We start from the raw sequence: 16,620 nt of genomic DNA, 5'->3' as shown, positions 1-16,620 counted from the left end.
ATTTCGCGGGGTACTAAACTTTTAGTTTCGCGGGCGCGTAAAAACGACTGAGGGTGCGGTGTCCGTGCCAGAGGCCTCGGACTTTGCGTTGCCCCTACCCAATCTCCGCATCCGCCCACCGGCACCGAACATCGGCCAGGGCCTCTTCGCGGGTGATGGGTTCTGAAATCATCGTGAAGGGTCGGTATCCAGGCAGCAGCACCGACCAGTTGCAACGGCGTTCCTGGCCATCGTTGGCCACCAGCTCTGCCAGCAAGCTCAGGCGGTGAGCCTTCACGTAGTCGCGTATGTCGGAGGTGATAAGGGCCTTTGGACCAATGACGACCCGCATACCGCGCTTGCGAACGGAAAGGCCCTGCTCTCGGAGGTAGTCCACGGCAGCCATCAGACCTCCTCCTCTTCTGGCCCAGCGGCATACTCTTCCTCCACTCCCAGCGGATGGGGTGTTTTATCCGTCACACCGTCACACGCCTTATGGGGCGGGGCTTGTGGCGTTTTTCTATCCGTCACAGATGATGGTGATGTGACGGATGAGAAATCGCTGTATGCCGCGTCTTTAGTGGCTTGTGACGGTGTGACGCTTGTGACGGGGGTGTCGGTGGGAAGGTATCTACCGAACACGTCCAAGAACTGCTCACGGGAGTACCCTTTCTTCGTGACGGTGCCGATCCTGACTGTCCCTGATTTGATACCGAATTCGGCCAGCTTCGTTGCAAGCTGACGCGCCGTCATCGGTTTGCCACGGTTCCAGGTTGGCCACGGTGCCTCATCGTCGGCCATCAGTTCTTCCAGCAGGGTGGCGCTGAACATCTTGCTCGCCTGCTTGGTGTCGAGAATGGTCTTGATATCGGTCAGCAGCTCCACGCCCACGCTGGGGCTGTCGTCTTCCACGTCATGGAGTGTTCGGGCGGCCTGCCGGGCAATGGCGGGCCACTCACCCCCGGCTGCCTCGGCGATCGCCAGCAGAGGCTCCCAGCAGTCGTTGGCGCGGTCGTTCAGCCCCTTGATGGTGGCGGGCCTGGCCTTGGCGATCTGCTCGGCGTTGTCCTGAGCGAAGCGCATCATCCTGGAACGAAGGTTGGCCCACATATCAGGGGAGGAGTGGCGCAAAACCTCGGTTTCCTCGCCGGGAAGCTTGCGGCGCAGCCGGAGCGGAATACTCCGATCGGCCAGCGTGTCCGCGATCTTGCCGATGCCGCACAGCGCCTTCGCGCCCCACACCCGGAACGGGGTCGGCATGTGGTCGTCACCCACGCAGCGAATCACCACGGCGCTGTCGCGGGTGAACCCGGCGTTGAGGATGCCCCGTGCCTCTTCATTGTCACGAAGAAATGCGTCCACCTCATCGATCAGCAACGTGGGCGACCACAGCTCAATGGAGCGGAACAGGGCAGCAGGCGCGATGTTCGACACCTGCAGCTTGCGGTTAACCAGGTTGCCCAGGGTGGTGAGCATGATCGACTTGCCGCACCGCTTTTCAGGTGCCGTGATGTTTGCGATTGGCGCGACCTGCACAGAGTCAATCAGCCAGGTGAACGTCGCCCACAGTGCCGCCGCCTGGATCGTGGCGCCATCCGCAATCACGTAGCGCTTGATCGCCAGGGCGATATCATCCAGCAGCTCAGTGCCCACCACCGGTGTCGGCCACGGCTCGACCTCGGGGAAGATGCCGCCACCGGCTGAAACCTTCTCCTCATCGTCCTGGGCGGTCAGGCGGTCGAAGTCCACCATGGATAGAACCTTGACGTCCTTCACCTGCTGGCGAATCCTGGCCCAGGCCGCTGGGTCTTTCGCCCGGATGCGTTTCAGCTCGATCAGAATCACCGGCTCGTACAGGGCGCCAGCATCGACACCCAAGCGCTTGATGGCTTCCTGTACCGGGCTTTTGCTCGGCAGGGTAATGACCTTTCCGTCACTCATGGTCAGCACCCCACACATGCAGGTCGTTGAAGTCACTCAGCGAAAGCGGGGCATCGTCCGGCCACTCGGGGAAACTGACCTCGGCACCAACGGCAACAGCAGCATCCATTGCAGCCGTGCGCCCTGGGTTGCCCTCGGTCTCGCGGTCGTCGTCGCCAGCGATCACCAGTTGGGCGTCCGGGTACTTCGCCTTCATGGCAAGCGCTACGGGTTTGAGGTTGCCCGCGTTCATCGCAGCAGCGACCGGGCAGCCGGTGAGTTGGTAGACCGTACAGGCCGTGGCCCACCCCTCAGCCACGTACATCCGCCCACCGGCGACTGGCTTTCCAATCGGGCAGTACGCGCCCTTCACCCTGGCGCCAGCGAGGAAACGCTTTTGACCATCGAGGGCGATGCGCTGCAGGTTGACCATGAATCCATCGGCGTACAGCGGCACCAGCAGTTCACTGCCCCGCTGCCGGATCATCCACGGGGTGATCTGCTTGCGCACCAGGTAGGCGTGGTCAGGGTCAGGACGGCGGGCGCTACTCCACAACTGCGCCGCCTGCTCGGCCACCTCCTGCTGGCGGGCTTGCACCTGCCGAATGTAGTCCGCTGCCTTGGCCTCGGTTTCACGGGTGACGCGCTCGAGCTGCTTTTGCAAATCTGCCGGTGGCGGGCCTGCTCGACCGTCCAGGGCCGGGATATCCAGCCCCAGGCGGCGAGCAACCCAGGCAGCGGCATTGGACTGACTGACGTTCAGGACGAACGCGGCCAGGCTCACCAGGTCGCCGCCTCGATCACCACTGGCGAAGTCGTTCCACCGGCCATCCTTGAGGTTCACCGAGAAGCTACCGGCGCTTCTGTCAGCGCGGGCCGGGTTCTTCGCCCACCACTCGTTACCCTGGCGCTTACCCTCGGGCAGCAGTTCCGCGGCCATGGCAGGTGCATAGCGCTGGGCAAATGCTGCCACCTGGCGGATAGCATCCACTTTTTCCGGGCAAGCCGATCCCGCCAGCGCGGGGGTGCGCTGTTGAAAAGTCGTCATGGTCAGGCCCTCAGATCGGCGGCGGCGAGCTGGTCGCCCAGGCGCTGAATTTCGCAGTCCAGGATGTTGTGATAATCGCCAGCCAGGTAGCTGACTACGCCAGCCAGTTGCTTGGCGTGATTATCGTGCCCGGACTTGAGCGAGCTATTGATTGCCCAAGTCAGGGAGTCAACCCAGGCCATGTATTCGCGTGCGACCTGCAGTTGATCGAGCGATTCGTTGGCGACGTTAGAGAGGATTTGCTTGCTCATTTGCGGCGCTCCTCTTCAGCCAGACCATACAGCGCATAGCCGCGTTCGCGGATACCAGCACCCAGCGCTTGTACGGCATGAGCCAGCCCCAGCATCTGCTCGTCATTGAGATAGTGCTCAGCGCCATCACAGCCCAGCAATTCGGAGATGGTCTCCAGCGCAGCGCCAACCACGGTCATGTGGCTTGCCTGGGTTTCAACCTGGCTGATAAAGAGCCTCATTTTGCACCCCCGGCCAGCATGGCTTCGAAGAAACGGGCCTTGGCCATTTGTTCGTCGTAGCGGCGCTTGCGAACCGACAGGCTGGACTTGCTGCGCAGTTGGGCAATGGCCATAGCGCGGTGACGGGCGATCTTGTTGCGGATTTGCTCAGGGGTGAGCGCGAAGAGGTGCGAAAGCATGGGCCGAACTCCTTTTGCTTGATAGGAGCTGCCACGATCCTTTCCACGGGATTGGGTGGCAGCTATGCGTGGGGTGGAAATACCGGGGCAAAAGGAACCCGGCCAGACCGAAGTCTGCCCACGCACAGCCGCCATAAAGCAGGACTGCGGGCACAAAAAAAGCGCCTGCAATCGAAATGGGGCGCTATGCGCCTTTTGCTTGCTCGGGTTTCCACGCCCGGTCGCTGAATTTGCAGCGACAGACGGACGATACATTCCGAGCACGGATGAAACAAGCGCTTTTTTCAGGCCAGGCGATCCCATGCCCGCGCCTGCGCAGGTGTGATTGGTCATCATGGGGTTAGGCCTCCTGGCTGCGCAGGAAGCTTTCGACAGACTCCGGCTCCCAGCGGACGGAGCGACCGAAGCGGATCGGCTCCGGGAAACCAGGGGTCTTGGACCAGCGCCACCAGGTCGAGCGGCTGACCTGGTATTTGGCGCAGAGCTGGGCTGCGGTAGCGCGGGCGCCGGGGATCGGCAGGCTGGGTGCATCGATGTTGCTGATGGCGGTTTGGGCCATGGTCGATTTCTCCATTCGAGGAAAAGCTCGAGGAAAAACCGAGGGGATCGACCTGCAAATCATCGGAAACAGGGCAAATGTATGGATACCCAGTGTTGCGCAATATTCCCGTTGGTACTACAGTCCGCCCGAGTTTACCGTTATCGGTAAACCTCAGAAGCCGTCTCAAAAGCTTCTCCCCTCGGGGTTTGTGTGCTGGCCTAGCTGGCAGACAGAGGACGCGCCAACGTCCTTTCCCGAATCGGCCCTTGGTCTGACCACCAGGGGCTTTTCTTTGTCTGCTGCTCAGCAATCCAGTCTTCCAACAGTGGCGACGGCGTTTCAATATGTCGCTCCTGTGCGGATGGCCGAATGTTAATGTCGCCGCTCCCGAAATCGCAACCACTTTTTCCGCCAGAGTCTGAGTTACTTTAAGGTAACTTAACTTCGGGGGCAGCCTACCCCCGTCCGAAACATAGCTCAACACGTCCCAACACGTACCAACAGAGATCAATACGTACAAATCGTCCTTGGGGATGACGGCTAAATTCGTCCGACGAACGGTAGACCTCCCTCTCAAAACCCCCGGTTTCATTGGCCCTACTCCGGGCCTCTTGAGGCCCTCAATCGGTCAAGGGGCTTTGCCTTCGTGACAGGTAAGCGTGACGCCGCGCCACGAAAACTTGAATTAACATTTCGTGGCGCGAGAACTTTGTATGAGTGTCCAGGGGTCTCAGGGGCGTCCAGGGGTAACTAACAACGTAGAGTATTACGCAATGTTGTTAATTCGGCTTATTTGCTCTTATTTGCACTTATTCATGGTTATGGGTAGTTTTCGGCAGTTATTCCGGAAATGAGGCGTTTTTGGGCAGTTTAAGCGGAACTGAAATCGCCTACAGGCGGCACCGTTGGCGGAATCTCAGATGGACTCCCCTTGCCAGCGTACCCCCTACTCCAAGTGCTACAGCGCTACAAGCCAATAACGGCGCGGGTTCTAGCGATTTTCGTAGTGCTACAGAAGGCGGTCGTGTAGCAGATGAAAAAACGCCACAAGCCACTGGCCACAAGGGTTGTAGCGTTGTAGCGGATGAAACACCCCGTACGCTGTGTATGGACGTGAGCGACGGATCAGTCAGCCGATATTTTCTTCCTGCGCGACAGCAGCACCACATTGCCAGTGTCACCCTCACCGCTGGCGAGCCTGTCCAGGTAGCGGCCCCACTGCTCCAGGGCAGCACGCTTCTCGGGAAGGTAGCTGTATCGGTCATAGTGCTTGGCCTGCACACCACTGCGCCCGTGAGAGAGCAGCCAGGCCCGAACCTCGGCGGATACACCCTGATGCGCCAGCAGTGTCTCAGCGGTGACGCGCACGTTCTTCCAACTGAATGGTTGCGTCTTGCCCGATGCCGACAATGCCCGGCCTGCCTCTACGAACAGTCCGCTGAAGGTGTCAGGGCTAGCGGTGCTGCCAGGCGTCAGCGAGAACGGGCCGGGGCCGATCCTGTCGTCCAGCAGCGGCTGAATGACTTCCCGGATTCGATCAGTGATTGGCAGCAGGTGGTCCCATGCCTGAGCCTTGCGCCCCTTGGCATCGATCAAGCTGATTGTGCTGTCGGTTACGGCCTCCCAGGGCACAGCGCAGAACTGGGTGAGCCGCTGGCCACCAAAGTAGATCAGTGCCTTGGCGATGGACGCGTATCGAAGCGGGAGTGTGTCCAAGTAGCGCAGAAGCTCGCCAAGCTCATCAGGGGTCAGCGACTCGGTGTGGCCACCGCCAGTGCCTTGGGTGACGGGAATGTCGCGCACTGGGTTGCTGCTGATGGCAAACACCTTGCCGTCCTGCGCCAGCCGCTCGGGCGCCAGGTGGGCCTTGGCTGCGTAGCTGAATGCTGCACGCAGATACCGGCGAAGCTTGTCGCAGGTAGTCCGCATCCCATTGAACGAGCTGCCGGGCGCCTTGTTGCCAATACCACGGCCCTTTGGCTTGCGCCCCAGCACTCCGGCAAGGATCAACTGTATGTCTTCGGGCTGAATCTCTGCCGCTGGCCTGGCCACCAGGTCAGGGTGGTAGGTCTTCACATGGAGCTGGAACATTCGGCCGATCTCCTTTGCGCTCACCCGGCCAGCCTCGATCATGCTGGCGGTGTAGCTGTCCATCAGATCGGCAAAGGAGCCGCGTCGAGCAGCAGCCTCGGCTGCACGCTGCGCACGCTGGTCGGCTTCGGCCTGGGCGGCTTTCTGGCGCTCGGCCTGGGCCAGGTAGGCCGCAATACCGCCAGCGGCCTCGACCTCAATCGATAAGCTCATGGCGCGGTGCCGTAAGTCGCTCAGGGAAAACTCATCCGCCCCCGGTCTGGGGCGCTTGGCCAGGGCGCCCAGGGGGAGACGCTGGTCAGTGGTGGGAGTGCGCTCGCGGTAGTAGGCCATCACGACCCCGGACGCCTTCCGCTCGAGCAGCAGCGTGCCCTTGCCGCGGGACCCAACCGGCTCAGACTTTCGGGTCTTGACCGCGTGTGCTTCCAGGTCGGTCAGCCGCGTGCGCTTCGCCATGATTTTCCCCGTTCGTTCCCCGTTTCGAGTGAGAACTCAGGGTATCTAGTGAAACGTAGAAAAACAAACAAGTTCAGCAAACAACTGATACTAAAGGAATTTTAGACTATTTATGGCCACCCATGAAACGTAACGAAAACCCTCAAACCGTCACTCATAATCCTTTGGTCCACGGTTCAAGTCCGTGTGGGCCCACCATACTCAAAGCCGCGCATTGCGCGGCTTTTGCGTTTTTGGCGGGATCGCCTCAGATACGCAGTGCTCATTTGCAACTCGTAAACCCGAGTGCGAGCCGGGTCCTTTCCTCATCCGTTTTTGTGGGGCCGGCATCGCCTACGCCGCCCGGCCTGACTTTTGCTCGACGACTATTCGCACACAATCTACTCGTCAGCCGGCTCGAAGCGCTCGCCGCGAAACACCCGACGTGGATTGCCACGCTCGATGCGGTGATGGAACAACCGCCGCTCCGCGCGCAGTTCGCTGTCGACCTGCTCTGCCTGTTGCGCCAGGCGTTGCCCGATGAGCAGCAGCGCCAAGCGTTTGTTGGCGTGCTGGCTACGCTCGCTCTGTACCTTGACGCTGACGCCGCTGGCCAGGTGCGTGGCGCGCACTGCCGAGTCGGTGGTGTTGACATGCTGACCACCCGGCCCGGACGAACGCAAGGTCTCGAAGTGGATCTCGCTCGCCAATTCCGGTGCCGGTGGCGCAAACCGTGCGCCCCCAAAGAACCAGTTCTTGCGCGCATGCCCCGGCCGGTACGGACTGCTGCACGTCCATTGCAGCGAGCCCGTCCAGTGATCCGCCAGGCGCTCGGCCTGCTCGCCATCCAGTGCCAGCAACACCGAGCGCAAGGTACCGCGCCGCGGCCCCGGCTCTTCTTCGAGTATCCGTACCGCCACGGCCTGGGCATCCGCTTCGGCCTGCAGCCTGAGCAATGCCTTGGCCACTGCCAGGGCACATTCTTCCGGCCCCTGAGCCGCCGAGAGTTGCAGTAGGATCATCAGCAGCACCCTCCGCGCGTCTTGTAGGTCAGCACCGGTTTCAGGCGTGCCAGCACGCGAACCAACCCCGCTTCACGCAAGGCACCCACCACCGAGCCGATAGCCTTGTAGGCCTCCGGCGCTTCCTCGTAGATCAGCGCCCGGTCGGCGCAGATCACGCGGCTGCCTAGTGCCGTACGACTCAGTTGCTCGACGCTGTAGCGCGAGGCGAGGCGGTCCTTGCACTCGCTGCGCATCCATTTGCGTCCGGCGCCATGGGCCAGGGACAACAGGCTGCGCTCGTCGGCGATCGGCTGTACCAAGTAGCTGTAGTCGCCGCGCGAACCAGGGATCACCACCGCCCCCTGATCCGACGGTGTGGCGCCTTTGCGATGCAGCCAACCATCGAGCCCGTCGACCTGCGCTGGCGACACCAGGTTGTGGTTGATGTCGAGCAGTACATCGCCATCGGCACGCAAGCGGTCGAGCATGCGCCGGGCAATCAACTGACGGTTGGCTTCGGCAAAACGCAGCGCGCCGTCGTGCCGGCCCAGGTAATGAGTGCTGGCCTCGCTGCCCGCCTCCAGTCCGTGATGACCGAACAGGTCGACCTGCTCACGCAAGATCGCCTCGCCCAAACCACGCGAGCCACTGTGCACCAGCAACAGCAGGTGTTTGCGCTCGATGCCCAAGGCTGCCAGGGCCGCATCGTCGTAGCTTTCATCGAGTTGCTGCAGCTCGGCGAAGTGGTTACCACCACCAATGGTGCCTAGAGAACGCTCGTGCCCCGTGGCAGGCAAACCGAAGCTGGCAACGGCCTCCTGCCACGTCTCGTCGAGCGGCAGGTCGAGGTTGCCAAGGCGTTTCTCCAGCTTGTCCAGATGCAGCTTGGCGGTCGGGATGTCCGTGCGCCACAGCGCCATGCCACAGCCGATGTCATTGCCGACCAGCGCCGGGTACAAACGCCCCACGGAAAAGAATGCCGCGCCGACCGGATAGCCACGGCCAGGATGCAGGTCCGGCATGCCGGCCACCCGATGCATGCCCCCTAGGCGAGCGGTGGTTTCGAGTTGTTGGATCGCTTTTCCTTCGATCCAGGTGTCGTCCGCGGCGACCAATACGGCGCCGTCGGACAAATTGCGAATGCAAGTGCCCATAGTCCAATCCTGATGGGTTGAAACAAAAAGATGTTCGGATTGGCAGGCCAGAGGCCGGGCGTTGCGGTACCGCTAACGAGTAGCGGCGAATGCGTTCAAGCCAGGCGCGACCTGCAAAGGGTGATCAACTGTTGCATGATGTACCTCCTTTGCTGTCGGGTGAGAGAAGGCGGGCATCTTAGGTGTGTAATTGCCACCCTGCAACAACCTTGATCACATTTTTACCAGGAGAACAACGTCATGGCCGAAAAACCTGACCGCTCCGCGGTACAAAAAACATACCCTGGCGGTACAGTGCCCAGCTTCCAACCATTTCGCCAATTACGCTAAACACTAGTCCGTGTGGGCCCACCATACTCAAAGCCGCGCATTGCGCGGCTTTTGCGTTTTTGGCCCTCAGAACCTCACAATCACGTCCCCAAACTGGCCGCATACACCCCCGGCGTCTTCCCATAGTGGCGCTGAAACAACCCGATGAACGCCGACACCGAGTCATATCCCAGTTCATTCGCCAGCCGAGTCACGCTCATGCCCTGCGCCAGCAACGGCAATGCGGCCAGCAAGCGCAGGCGCTGGCGCCATTCACGGAATGAAAGCTGGGTCTGCGCCTGAAACAGGCGCACCAGGGTGCGCCGCGATGCCCCCACCTGCTGCGCCCATTGCTCGATGGTGCGGTTGTCCCCAGGCTCGGCCTGTAGTGCATCGGTGATCCGGCGCAGGCGCGGGTCGCTGGGCAGCGGCAGGCTGAACGGTGCTTCGGCCAGCCCCTGCAACTCGTCCACCAGCACCTGCAGCAGGCGCGCCTGCGGCCCGTCGTCAGGGTAGTCGGCGGGAAAGTGGCTGACCCGTTCGATCAGCTCGCGCACCAGCGGCGTCACCTGCAGTACCGCGCAGTCACGGCGAGCGCCCGGCAGCACCGCGGCATCCAGGTACAGCCCGCGAAACGCCAGCGCCTGCTCACTGAACGCCGTGTGCTGCACCCCTGGCGGAATCCACAACGCGCACTGCGGCGGCAGCAGATAGCTGTGGCGCTCGGTCAGCACCTGCATGATCCCGGCGCTGGCATAGGTGAACTGCACCCAGTCATGGCTGTGCATCTGCACTTCATAACCTGCCGGTATGCCGAACATGCGCCGCTGCACCGGGCGCGAAAGCGCCAGCGGTACGGGCGGCACCTGCGATATCTGTCCCGCTTGCGGCATCAGCTGTCCCCTTTGCTCAAGTGAGCCAAAAGTGCCGATGGTAGCCTGCGCCGCGACCCGTTGCACAACCTGATCGGAGACTTGTCGATGAGCACCCATGTACGTCAAAACCGCCTGACCATTCCCGCCATCCAGCAGCGCAAGGGCGCCGGCAGCCTGGTGGTGCTGACCGCCTACAGCCTGCCCATGGCCCGCTGGGTGGATGCCCATGCCGACCTGATCATCGTCGGCGATTCGGTGGGCATGGTGCTGTACGGCATGCCCAGCACCCTGGGCGTGACCCTGGACATGATGATTGCCCATGGCCAGGCGGTGATGCGCGGGGCAGAGCGCGCCTGCGTGGTGGTCGACCTGCCGTTCGGCTGCTATCAGGCCTCGCCGGAGCAGGCATTTGTCAGCGCCGCCCGGGTGCTGCGCGAAACCGGTGCACAGGGCATCAAGCTCGAAGGTGGCGCCGAAATGGCCCACACCGTCGAATTTCTGGTGCGCCGTGGCATTCCGGTGATGGCGCACGTGGGCCTGATGCCGCAGCAGGTCAACAGCATGGGCGGCTTCAAGGCCCAGGGGCGGGATGAACAAAGCGCAACCAAGGTGCGCGACGATGCCTTGGCCATGCAGGCGGCGGGGGCGTTCTCGGTGGTGCTCGAGGGCATCGCCGAGCCGCTGGCCCGCAGCCTGAGCGAAGCGTTGCACATCCCCACCATCGGCATTGGCGCATCCCCTGCGTGCGATGGGCAGGTGCTGGTGACCGAGGACCTGCTGGGCCTGTTCGGCGAGTACCAGCCGCGCTTCGTCAAACGCTATGCCGAGCTGCAACCGCAGATCGAACACGCACTGGAGCACTACGCCCGCGAGGTGCGCAGCGGCGAGTTCCCGGGGCTGGAGCACTGCTTCAAGGCCGCGCCCTGATAGCACCAGCGTGGACAGTGGGTCGATTAGCTGCCTTAATCGGCCCACTTCCCAAGCAAAAGAAACGATCCCTGTCCATGCCCACCCGCCCTGTCGCCCTCGATGAAATCGACCGTCAACTGATCGCCGCCCTGCAGATCAATGCCCGCGAAAGCGTGGCCATGCTTGCCCGGCAACTGGGCATTGCCCGCACCACCGTGACCTCGCGCCTGGCGCGCCTGGAGAAAACCAACGTCATCAGCGGTTACGGCGTGCGCCTTGGCCAGCGCGTGATCGACGGCGGCCTGCAGGCCTATGTGGGCATCACCGTGCGCCCCCGCTCGGGCAAGGAGGTGGTACGCCGCCTGAGCGCCATGGGGCAGATCCAGCAGTTGTGTGCGGTCAGTGGCGAGTTCGACTATGTGGCGTGGCTGCGCAGCGATTCGCCCGAACAACTGGACCAGTTGCTCGACCAGATCGGCAGTGTCGAGGGCGTGGAGAAAACCACCACCTCGATCATCCTCAGCAGCAAGGTGGACCGCGGCCAACCGGTTTGACACGGGTTAGCAGGGAACAGATAGGGCCCTTCGCTGGCAAGCATGCTAACGGTGCTCGCAAACCTGTAGGAGCCGGCCTTGCCGGCGAAGGCATCACTCTGCTCAAGCATCCCGTCACAATGACAAAAATCACCACAAAACGACGACACTCTGCATCTTAATAACCAACACCCTCCCCTCGTAGAATGACCGCCAGCATTTCCTATACTCAAGCTCCGCTCCCCGCGCAGCCCTGGCAAGGTCTCCCATGAACAAGAACAATCGCCACCCCGCCGACGGCAAAAAACCGGTCACCATCTTCGGCCCGGACTTCCCCTTCGCCTTCGACGACTGGATCGAGCACCCGGCCGGCCTGGGCAGCATTCCCGCCGAGCGCCACGGTGAGGAGGTGGCCATCGTCGGTGCCGGCATCGCCGGCCTGGTGGCCGCCTACGAGCTGATGAAGCTGGGCCTCAAGCCGGTGGTGTACGAGGCGTCGAAAATGGGCGGGCGCCTGCGCTCGCAGACCTTCTCCGGCGCCGAAGGCATCGTCGCCGAGCTGGGTGGCATGCGCTTCCCGGTGTCTTCCACGGCCTTCTATCACTACGTCGACAAGCTGGGCCTGGAGACCAGACCCTTCCCCAACCCGCTGACCCCCGCCTCCGGCAGCACGGTGATCGACCTCGAGGGCCAGACCCACTACGCCGAAAAACTCAGCGACCTGCCGGCACTGTTCCAGGAAGTGGCCGATGCCTGGGCCGATGCGCTGGAGGATGGCGCACGCTTCGGCGACATCCAGCAGGCAATCCGCGATCGCGACGTGCCGCGCCTGAAGGCACTGTGGAACACCCTGGTGCCGCTGTGGGACGACCGCACCTTCTACGACTTCGTCGCCACCTCCAAGGCCTTCGCCAAGCTCAGCTTCCTGCACCGCGAAGTGTTCGGCCAGGTGGGCTTTGGCACCGGCGGCTGGGACTCCGACTTCCCCAACTCGATGCTCGAGATCTTCCGCGTGGTGATGACCAACTGCGACGATCACCAGCACCTGGTGGTGGGCGGTGTCGAGCAGGTGCCCCTGGGCATCTGGCGGCATGTGCCGCAACGCTGCGCCCACTGGCCGCAAGGCACCAGCCTCAGCTCGTTGCACCGTGGCACGCCACATTCAGGGGTGAAAAGCATCGCCCGCGCCGACGATGGGCGCCTGGCCGTTACCGACACCTGGGGCGTCACCCGCCATTACGCCGCGGTGCTCACCACCTGTCAGAGCTGGCTGCTGACCACCCAGATCGAGTGCGAGGAGTCGCTGTTCTCGCAGAAGATGTGGATGGCCCTGGACCGCACCCGCTACATGCAGTCGTCCAAGACCTTCGTGATGGTCGACCGCCCGTTCTGGAAGGACAAGGACCCGCAGACCGGCCGCGACCTGATGAGCATGACCCTCACCGACCGCCTCACCCGCGGCACCTACCTGTTCGACAACGGCGACGACAGGCCGGGGGTGATCTGCCTGTCGTACTCGTGGATGAGCGATGCGCTCAAGATGCTGCCGCACCCGGTGGAAAAACGCGTGAAACTGGCGCTGGACGCCCTGAAGAAGATCTACCCCAAGGTCGATATCGCCGGGCACATCATCGGCGACCCGATCACCGTGTCGTGGGAAGCCGACCCGCATTTCCTGGGGGCGTTCAAGGGCGCCCTGCCCGGCCATTATCGTTACAATCAGCGCATGTACGCGCACTTCATGCAGCAGGACCTGCCTGCCGAGCAGCGCGGCATCTTCATCGCAGGCGACGACGTCTCCTGGACCCCGGCCTGGGTCGAAGGCGCGGTGCAGACTTCGCTCAACGCGGTATGGGGCATCATGAACCACTTCGGTGGCCGCACCCACGCCGACAACCCCGGCCCTGGCGATGTATTCAACGAGATCGGCCCGATCGCCCTGGCCGACTGAAAGGAGAGACCCATGCGCATAGCCCTGTACCAGGGCCAGCCCCACCCGATGGACGTGGCCGGCAACCTCGAGCGCCTGCACCAGCAGGCGCAGCTGGCGGCGGCACGCGGCGCCGAACTGCTGGTGTGCCCCGAGATGTTCCTCAGCGGCTACAACATCGGCAGCGAAGCGGTCGCACGCCTGGCCGAGCCGCAGGACGGCGCATCGGCCATGGCCGTGGTGGAAATTGCCCAGGCCAACCGCATCGCCATCGTCTACGGCTACCCCGAGCTTGGCGAGGACGGCCAGGTGTACAACAGCGTGCAGTTGATCGACGCCCACGGCAGCAGCCTGGCCAACTACCGCAAGACCCACCTGTTCGGCGGGCTGGACCGCGCCATGTTCAGCCCCGGCCCCGACCATTTCCCGGTGGTCACGCTCAATGGCTGGCAGCTGGGCCTGTTGATCTGCTACGACATCGAGTTCCCGGAAAACGCCCGCCGCCTGGCCCTGGCCGGGGCCGAGCTGATCGTGGTGCCGACAGCCAACATGCGGCCCTACGATTTCATCTGCCAGTTCACCGTGCGCGTACGCGCCCAGGAGAACCAGTGCTACCTGGTGTATGCCAACTACTGCGGCGCCGAGGAGCAGATCCACTATTGCGGCCAAAGCAGCATCATCGGCCCGGACGGCAGCCTGCTGGCCACGGCCGGGCATGAGCCCACGCTGCTGGTGGCCGACCTCGAGCTGCAACGGGTGCACGAAGGCCGCGCCAGCACACCGTACCTGCACGACCTGCGTGTGGAACTCCACGGCGGCCCGCGCAAGCACTGATTTATCCGCTAGCATGACGGTTCGCACGTTACCGGAGCCGTCATGTCCTGCGCCCACCTCACCCTGCCCAACGGCCTGCACGTCACCCTGCGCCATGCACCGCGGCTCAAGCGCTGTGCAGCGGCAGTGCGGGTTCGCGCCGGCAGCCACGATGCTCCCAACGCCTGGCCGGGGCTGGCGCACTTTCTCGAACACCTGTTCTTTCTCGGCAACCCGCGCTTTGCCATCGACGACGCCCTGATGCGCTACGTGCAGCGCCAGGGCGGCCAGGTCAATGCCAGCACGCGGGAGCGCACCACCGACTTCTTCTTCGAAGTGCCGGCTGCCGCCTTCGAGGGGGGCATCGAGCGCTTGTGTGAAATGCTCGCCAACCCCCAGGCCGACCGTGCGCAACAGCTGCGCGAGCGCGAAGTGATCCATGCCGAGTTCATTGCCTGGGCGCGCAACCCCGAAGCGCAGCGTCAGCACGCACTGCTGCAGAGCGTGTCGGCGCAGCATCCGCTGAGCGGTTTTCACGCTGGCAACCGCTACAGCCTGCCGGTACCCGACGCGGCCTTCCAGAGCGCCCTGCAAGCCTTTCACCAACGCTACTACCAGGCCGGGCAGATGACCTTGAGCCTGGTCGGCCCACAGCCGCTGGCCACCCTTGAAGCCCTGGCCATGCAGTACGGCGCCGTCTTCGCACCCGGGCAGCCCATCGAACAAGGCCCGGCACCGGCGCTGCAGCTTCGCGCTGCGCGGGTTGAACAGCTGCCCGGGCAACGGGATGTGCTGCTCGGCTATGAACGGCTGCCCGCCGGCGCTGCCCAGGCGATCGCCTTTCTCGACACCTGGCTTTCGGACACCCGCCCGGGCGGGCTGCTGGCCGCTTTGCGCGAACGGCGCTGGCTGGAGGATTTCAGTTTTTCGGCATTGCATCAGTTCGCCGCACAGGCACTGCTGCACGCACGCTTCAAGCTCAATGACGCGGCACCTGCCGACCAGGTCGAAGACCTGTTCCGGGACTGGCTGAGCTTCTTGCGCGATGCCGACCTGACGGCGCTGAACAGCGAATATGCACGTATCCAGCAGTCACGCGCGCTGGCCGCCGGCGCCCTGGAACTGGCGCGCCGCGACAGCAGCGGCCAGCCATTCAGTGCACTCGACGCCCAGGGCCTGGCGGCACTGCAAGGCCTGCTCGAACCCTTCACCGAGCAAGCCCGCCAGCCCTGGCGACTGCCACCTGCCGAGCCCTTGCTGGCCGTCGGGTTCAGCGATGCACCCGCTACGCCGACACCCGCCGGGGTTATCCACAGCCCGGCGCTGCCGGCCGTGCGGCAGTACGGCGTGATCTACCTGCGCTGGCAGGTGCGCTCGGCGTTGCGCGCGCGGCTGTGGCGCGTACTCGAAGGTGCCCTGCGCCCACTGGTCGAGCGCGCCACCCGCGCCTCGGTGGAGCTGCAATGGAGCGAGTGCGAGCACCTCTGGCAACTGCGCTGCGCCGGGTCACCGCCCGCCGTGGTCGCAGTCGTCGAGCAGGCATTGGCGCTGCTGCGCCTGCCTGCCGCCCAGGACTGGAGCGCAGGCTCAGGCACCGAGCCGGCGCTGATCCCGATCCGCCTGCTGCTAAAGCAGTTGCCGGGCTATATCGTCGGGCGTGACCCGGGGCCATTGCCGACCTGCCTGATCGCCCAGCCCGAGCTGGATGCGCTCTGGCAGCATGCCCGCTGGCAGGGCATGACCTGCGGCTTCACCGAAGCGGTGCAGCCGGCGCTGAATGCGCTGCTGGCCCAGGTACAGGGACAGCCGGGCATGGCCGAGCCGATCACCGGCGATGCCACAGGGCCCTGGCAGCATGTGCCGCTGCCCGAAGGCGAGCACGCACTGCTGGTGTTCTGCCCCGCCCCGCCCGGCAGCGAGGCGGTGTACCGGCTGCTGGCGCATCGACTGCAAGGGCCCTTCTACCAGCGCCTGCGGGTGGAGCTGCAACTGGGCTATGCAGTGTTCAGCGCATTGCGCCAGGTGCAGGGCCATACCGGCCTGCTGCTGGGCGTGCAGTCGCCCAAGGCCGACCCGGCACAGATCCTCGAGCACATGCGCTGCGTGGTCGCAGGCTTCACCCATGACCTCACCGATGATGCCGAGGCGCGTCAGGCCCTGGCGGCGCAGTTCCACGAACCGGACATGGGCAATGCCGACGTCGCCGAATGGGCCTGGCAGGCCCGGCTGGCCGGCAGCGACACCCCCAGCCTGGACACGCTGCGACAGCAGCTGCTGGCGGTCACCGCACAGCAGCTCGAACACGCCGCCCGGCACCTGTTCGACAACGCCCTGTACCTGGCCAGCGCCGCACAGGGCGGATTGTTACCGGCAACGCAACAGCCTTTCTCGCAGGTTTAACCAAACTGTCCATTAATTTTAGTAAGAT

At 63.5% G+C, this 16,620-nt stretch carries 17 protein-coding genes; 6 read left to right on the top strand and 11 right to left on the bottom strand.

Annotated features, from left to right (window positions below):
- Positions 1-94: 94 nt before the first annotated feature.
- Genes MF6396_RS16000 through MF6396_RS15970 form a run of 7 tightly spaced genes read right to left on the bottom strand, consistent with a single transcriptional unit; the run spans position 95 to position 4,157 of the window.
- On the bottom strand, positions 95-385 hold the full coding sequence (locus tag MF6396_RS16000; protein ID WP_078480883.1) for a hypothetical protein: 291 nt from the start codon (positions 383-385) through the stop codon (positions 95-97).
- A complete protein-coding gene (locus tag MF6396_RS15995) occupies positions 385-1,920 on the bottom strand; it encodes a DUF3631 domain-containing protein (protein WP_078480881.1) in 1,536 nt (511 codons plus the stop codon). The genes MF6396_RS16000 and MF6396_RS15995 overlap by 1 nt, the downstream gene beginning before the upstream one ends.
- A complete protein-coding gene (locus MF6396_RS15990) occupies positions 1,913-2,947 on the bottom strand; it encodes a toprim domain-containing protein (RefSeq protein WP_078480880.1) in 1,035 nt (344 codons plus the stop codon). The genes MF6396_RS15995 and MF6396_RS15990 overlap by 8 nt, the downstream gene beginning before the upstream one ends.
- A gap of 2 nt (positions 2,948-2,949) precedes the next feature.
- Complete coding sequence (locus MF6396_RS15985) at positions 2,950-3,198, bottom strand: hypothetical protein (protein WP_023629284.1); 249 nt, start codon at positions 3,196-3,198, stop codon at positions 2,950-2,952.
- Positions 3,195-3,419 (bottom strand): hypothetical protein, encoded by a 225-nt coding sequence (locus MF6396_RS15980; RefSeq protein WP_153046094.1) that lies wholly within the window; start codon positions 3,417-3,419, stop codon positions 3,195-3,197. Before MF6396_RS15980 ends, MF6396_RS15985 begins: the two co-directional genes overlap by 4 nt.
- Positions 3,416-3,934: an ash family protein gene (locus MF6396_RS28695; protein ID WP_161493039.1), complete on the bottom strand. Its 519-nt coding sequence runs from the start codon at positions 3,932-3,934 to the stop codon at positions 3,416-3,418. Before MF6396_RS28695 ends, MF6396_RS15980 begins: the two co-directional genes overlap by 4 nt.
- Before the next feature lie 4 nt (positions 3,935-3,938).
- Entirely contained in the window at positions 3,939-4,157 is a 219-nt protein-coding gene (locus MF6396_RS15970; RefSeq protein ID WP_078480876.1) for a helix-turn-helix transcriptional regulator, read from the bottom strand.
- On the opposite strand from MF6396_RS15970, the gene MF6396_RS28465 reads away from it, so the two are divergent.
- On the top strand, positions 4,156-4,515 hold the full coding sequence (locus MF6396_RS28465) for a hypothetical protein (protein ID WP_153046093.1): 360 nt from the start codon (positions 4,156-4,158) through the stop codon (positions 4,513-4,515). The genes MF6396_RS15970 and MF6396_RS28465 overlap by 2 nt on opposite strands.
- Before the next feature lie 749 nt (positions 4,516-5,264).
- On the opposite strand, the gene MF6396_RS15965 is transcribed toward MF6396_RS28465, so the two are convergent.
- From MF6396_RS15965 to MF6396_RS15950, 4 genes are all read right to left on the bottom strand, one after another.
- On the bottom strand, positions 5,265-6,686 hold the full coding sequence (locus MF6396_RS15965; RefSeq protein WP_078480875.1) for a site-specific integrase: 1,422 nt from the start codon (positions 6,684-6,686) through the stop codon (positions 5,265-5,267).
- Positions 6,687-7,066: 380 nt separating this feature from the next.
- Positions 7,067-7,687, bottom strand: coding sequence for a peptide chain release factor H (prfH, locus tag MF6396_RS15960; protein WP_043863775.1), 621 nt, complete (start codon positions 7,685-7,687; stop codon positions 7,067-7,069).
- Positions 7,687-8,823 carry an RNA ligase RtcB family protein gene (locus MF6396_RS15955; protein ID WP_078480873.1) on the bottom strand — a complete coding sequence of 379 codons (1,137 nt, stop codon included), beginning with the start codon at positions 8,821-8,823 and terminating at the stop codon, positions 7,687-7,689. The genes prfH and MF6396_RS15955 overlap by 1 nt, the downstream gene beginning before the upstream one ends.
- A 410-nt stretch (positions 8,824-9,233) precedes the next feature.
- A complete protein-coding gene (locus MF6396_RS15950; RefSeq protein ID WP_078480872.1) occupies positions 9,234-10,025 on the bottom strand; it encodes an AraC family transcriptional regulator in 792 nt (263 codons plus the stop codon).
- An 87-nt stretch (positions 10,026-10,112) separates the two neighbouring features.
- On the opposite strand from MF6396_RS15950, the gene panB reads away from it, so the two are divergent.
- From panB to pqqF, 5 genes are all read left to right on the top strand, one after another.
- Positions 10,113-10,934 (top strand): 3-methyl-2-oxobutanoate hydroxymethyltransferase, encoded by an 822-nt coding sequence (gene panB, locus MF6396_RS15945; protein ID WP_078480870.1) that lies wholly within the window; start codon positions 10,113-10,115, stop codon positions 10,932-10,934.
- 77 nt (positions 10,935-11,011) lie between these two features.
- Positions 11,012-11,470: an Lrp/AsnC family transcriptional regulator gene (locus MF6396_RS15940; RefSeq protein WP_054915967.1), complete on the top strand. Its 459-nt coding sequence runs from the start codon at positions 11,012-11,014 to the stop codon at positions 11,468-11,470.
- A 247-nt stretch (positions 11,471-11,717) separates the two neighbouring features.
- On the top strand, positions 11,718-13,400 hold the full coding sequence (locus MF6396_RS15935; protein WP_043863697.1) for a flavin monoamine oxidase family protein: 1,683 nt from the start codon (positions 11,718-11,720) through the stop codon (positions 13,398-13,400).
- 12 nt (positions 13,401-13,412) lie between these two features.
- Positions 13,413-14,213 (top strand): carbon-nitrogen hydrolase family protein, encoded by an 801-nt coding sequence (locus tag MF6396_RS15930; RefSeq protein ID WP_078480869.1) that lies wholly within the window; start codon positions 13,413-13,415, stop codon positions 14,211-14,213.
- A 42-nt stretch (positions 14,214-14,255) separates the two neighbouring features.
- On the top strand, positions 14,256-16,592 hold the full coding sequence (pqqF, locus tag MF6396_RS15925; protein ID WP_078480868.1) for a pyrroloquinoline quinone biosynthesis protein PqqF: 2,337 nt from the start codon (positions 14,256-14,258) through the stop codon (positions 16,590-16,592).
- Positions 16,593-16,620 lie beyond the last annotated feature (28 nt).

It is taken from the genome of Pseudomonas sp. MF6396 (assembly GCF_002018915.1).
In the GTDB taxonomy this organism is placed as follows: domain Bacteria; phylum Pseudomonadota; class Gammaproteobacteria; order Pseudomonadales; family Pseudomonadaceae; genus Aquipseudomonas; species Aquipseudomonas palmensis.
Note: the sequence above shows the minus strand (reverse complement) of the source record. Positions and strands in the feature narration are given on the sequence as shown.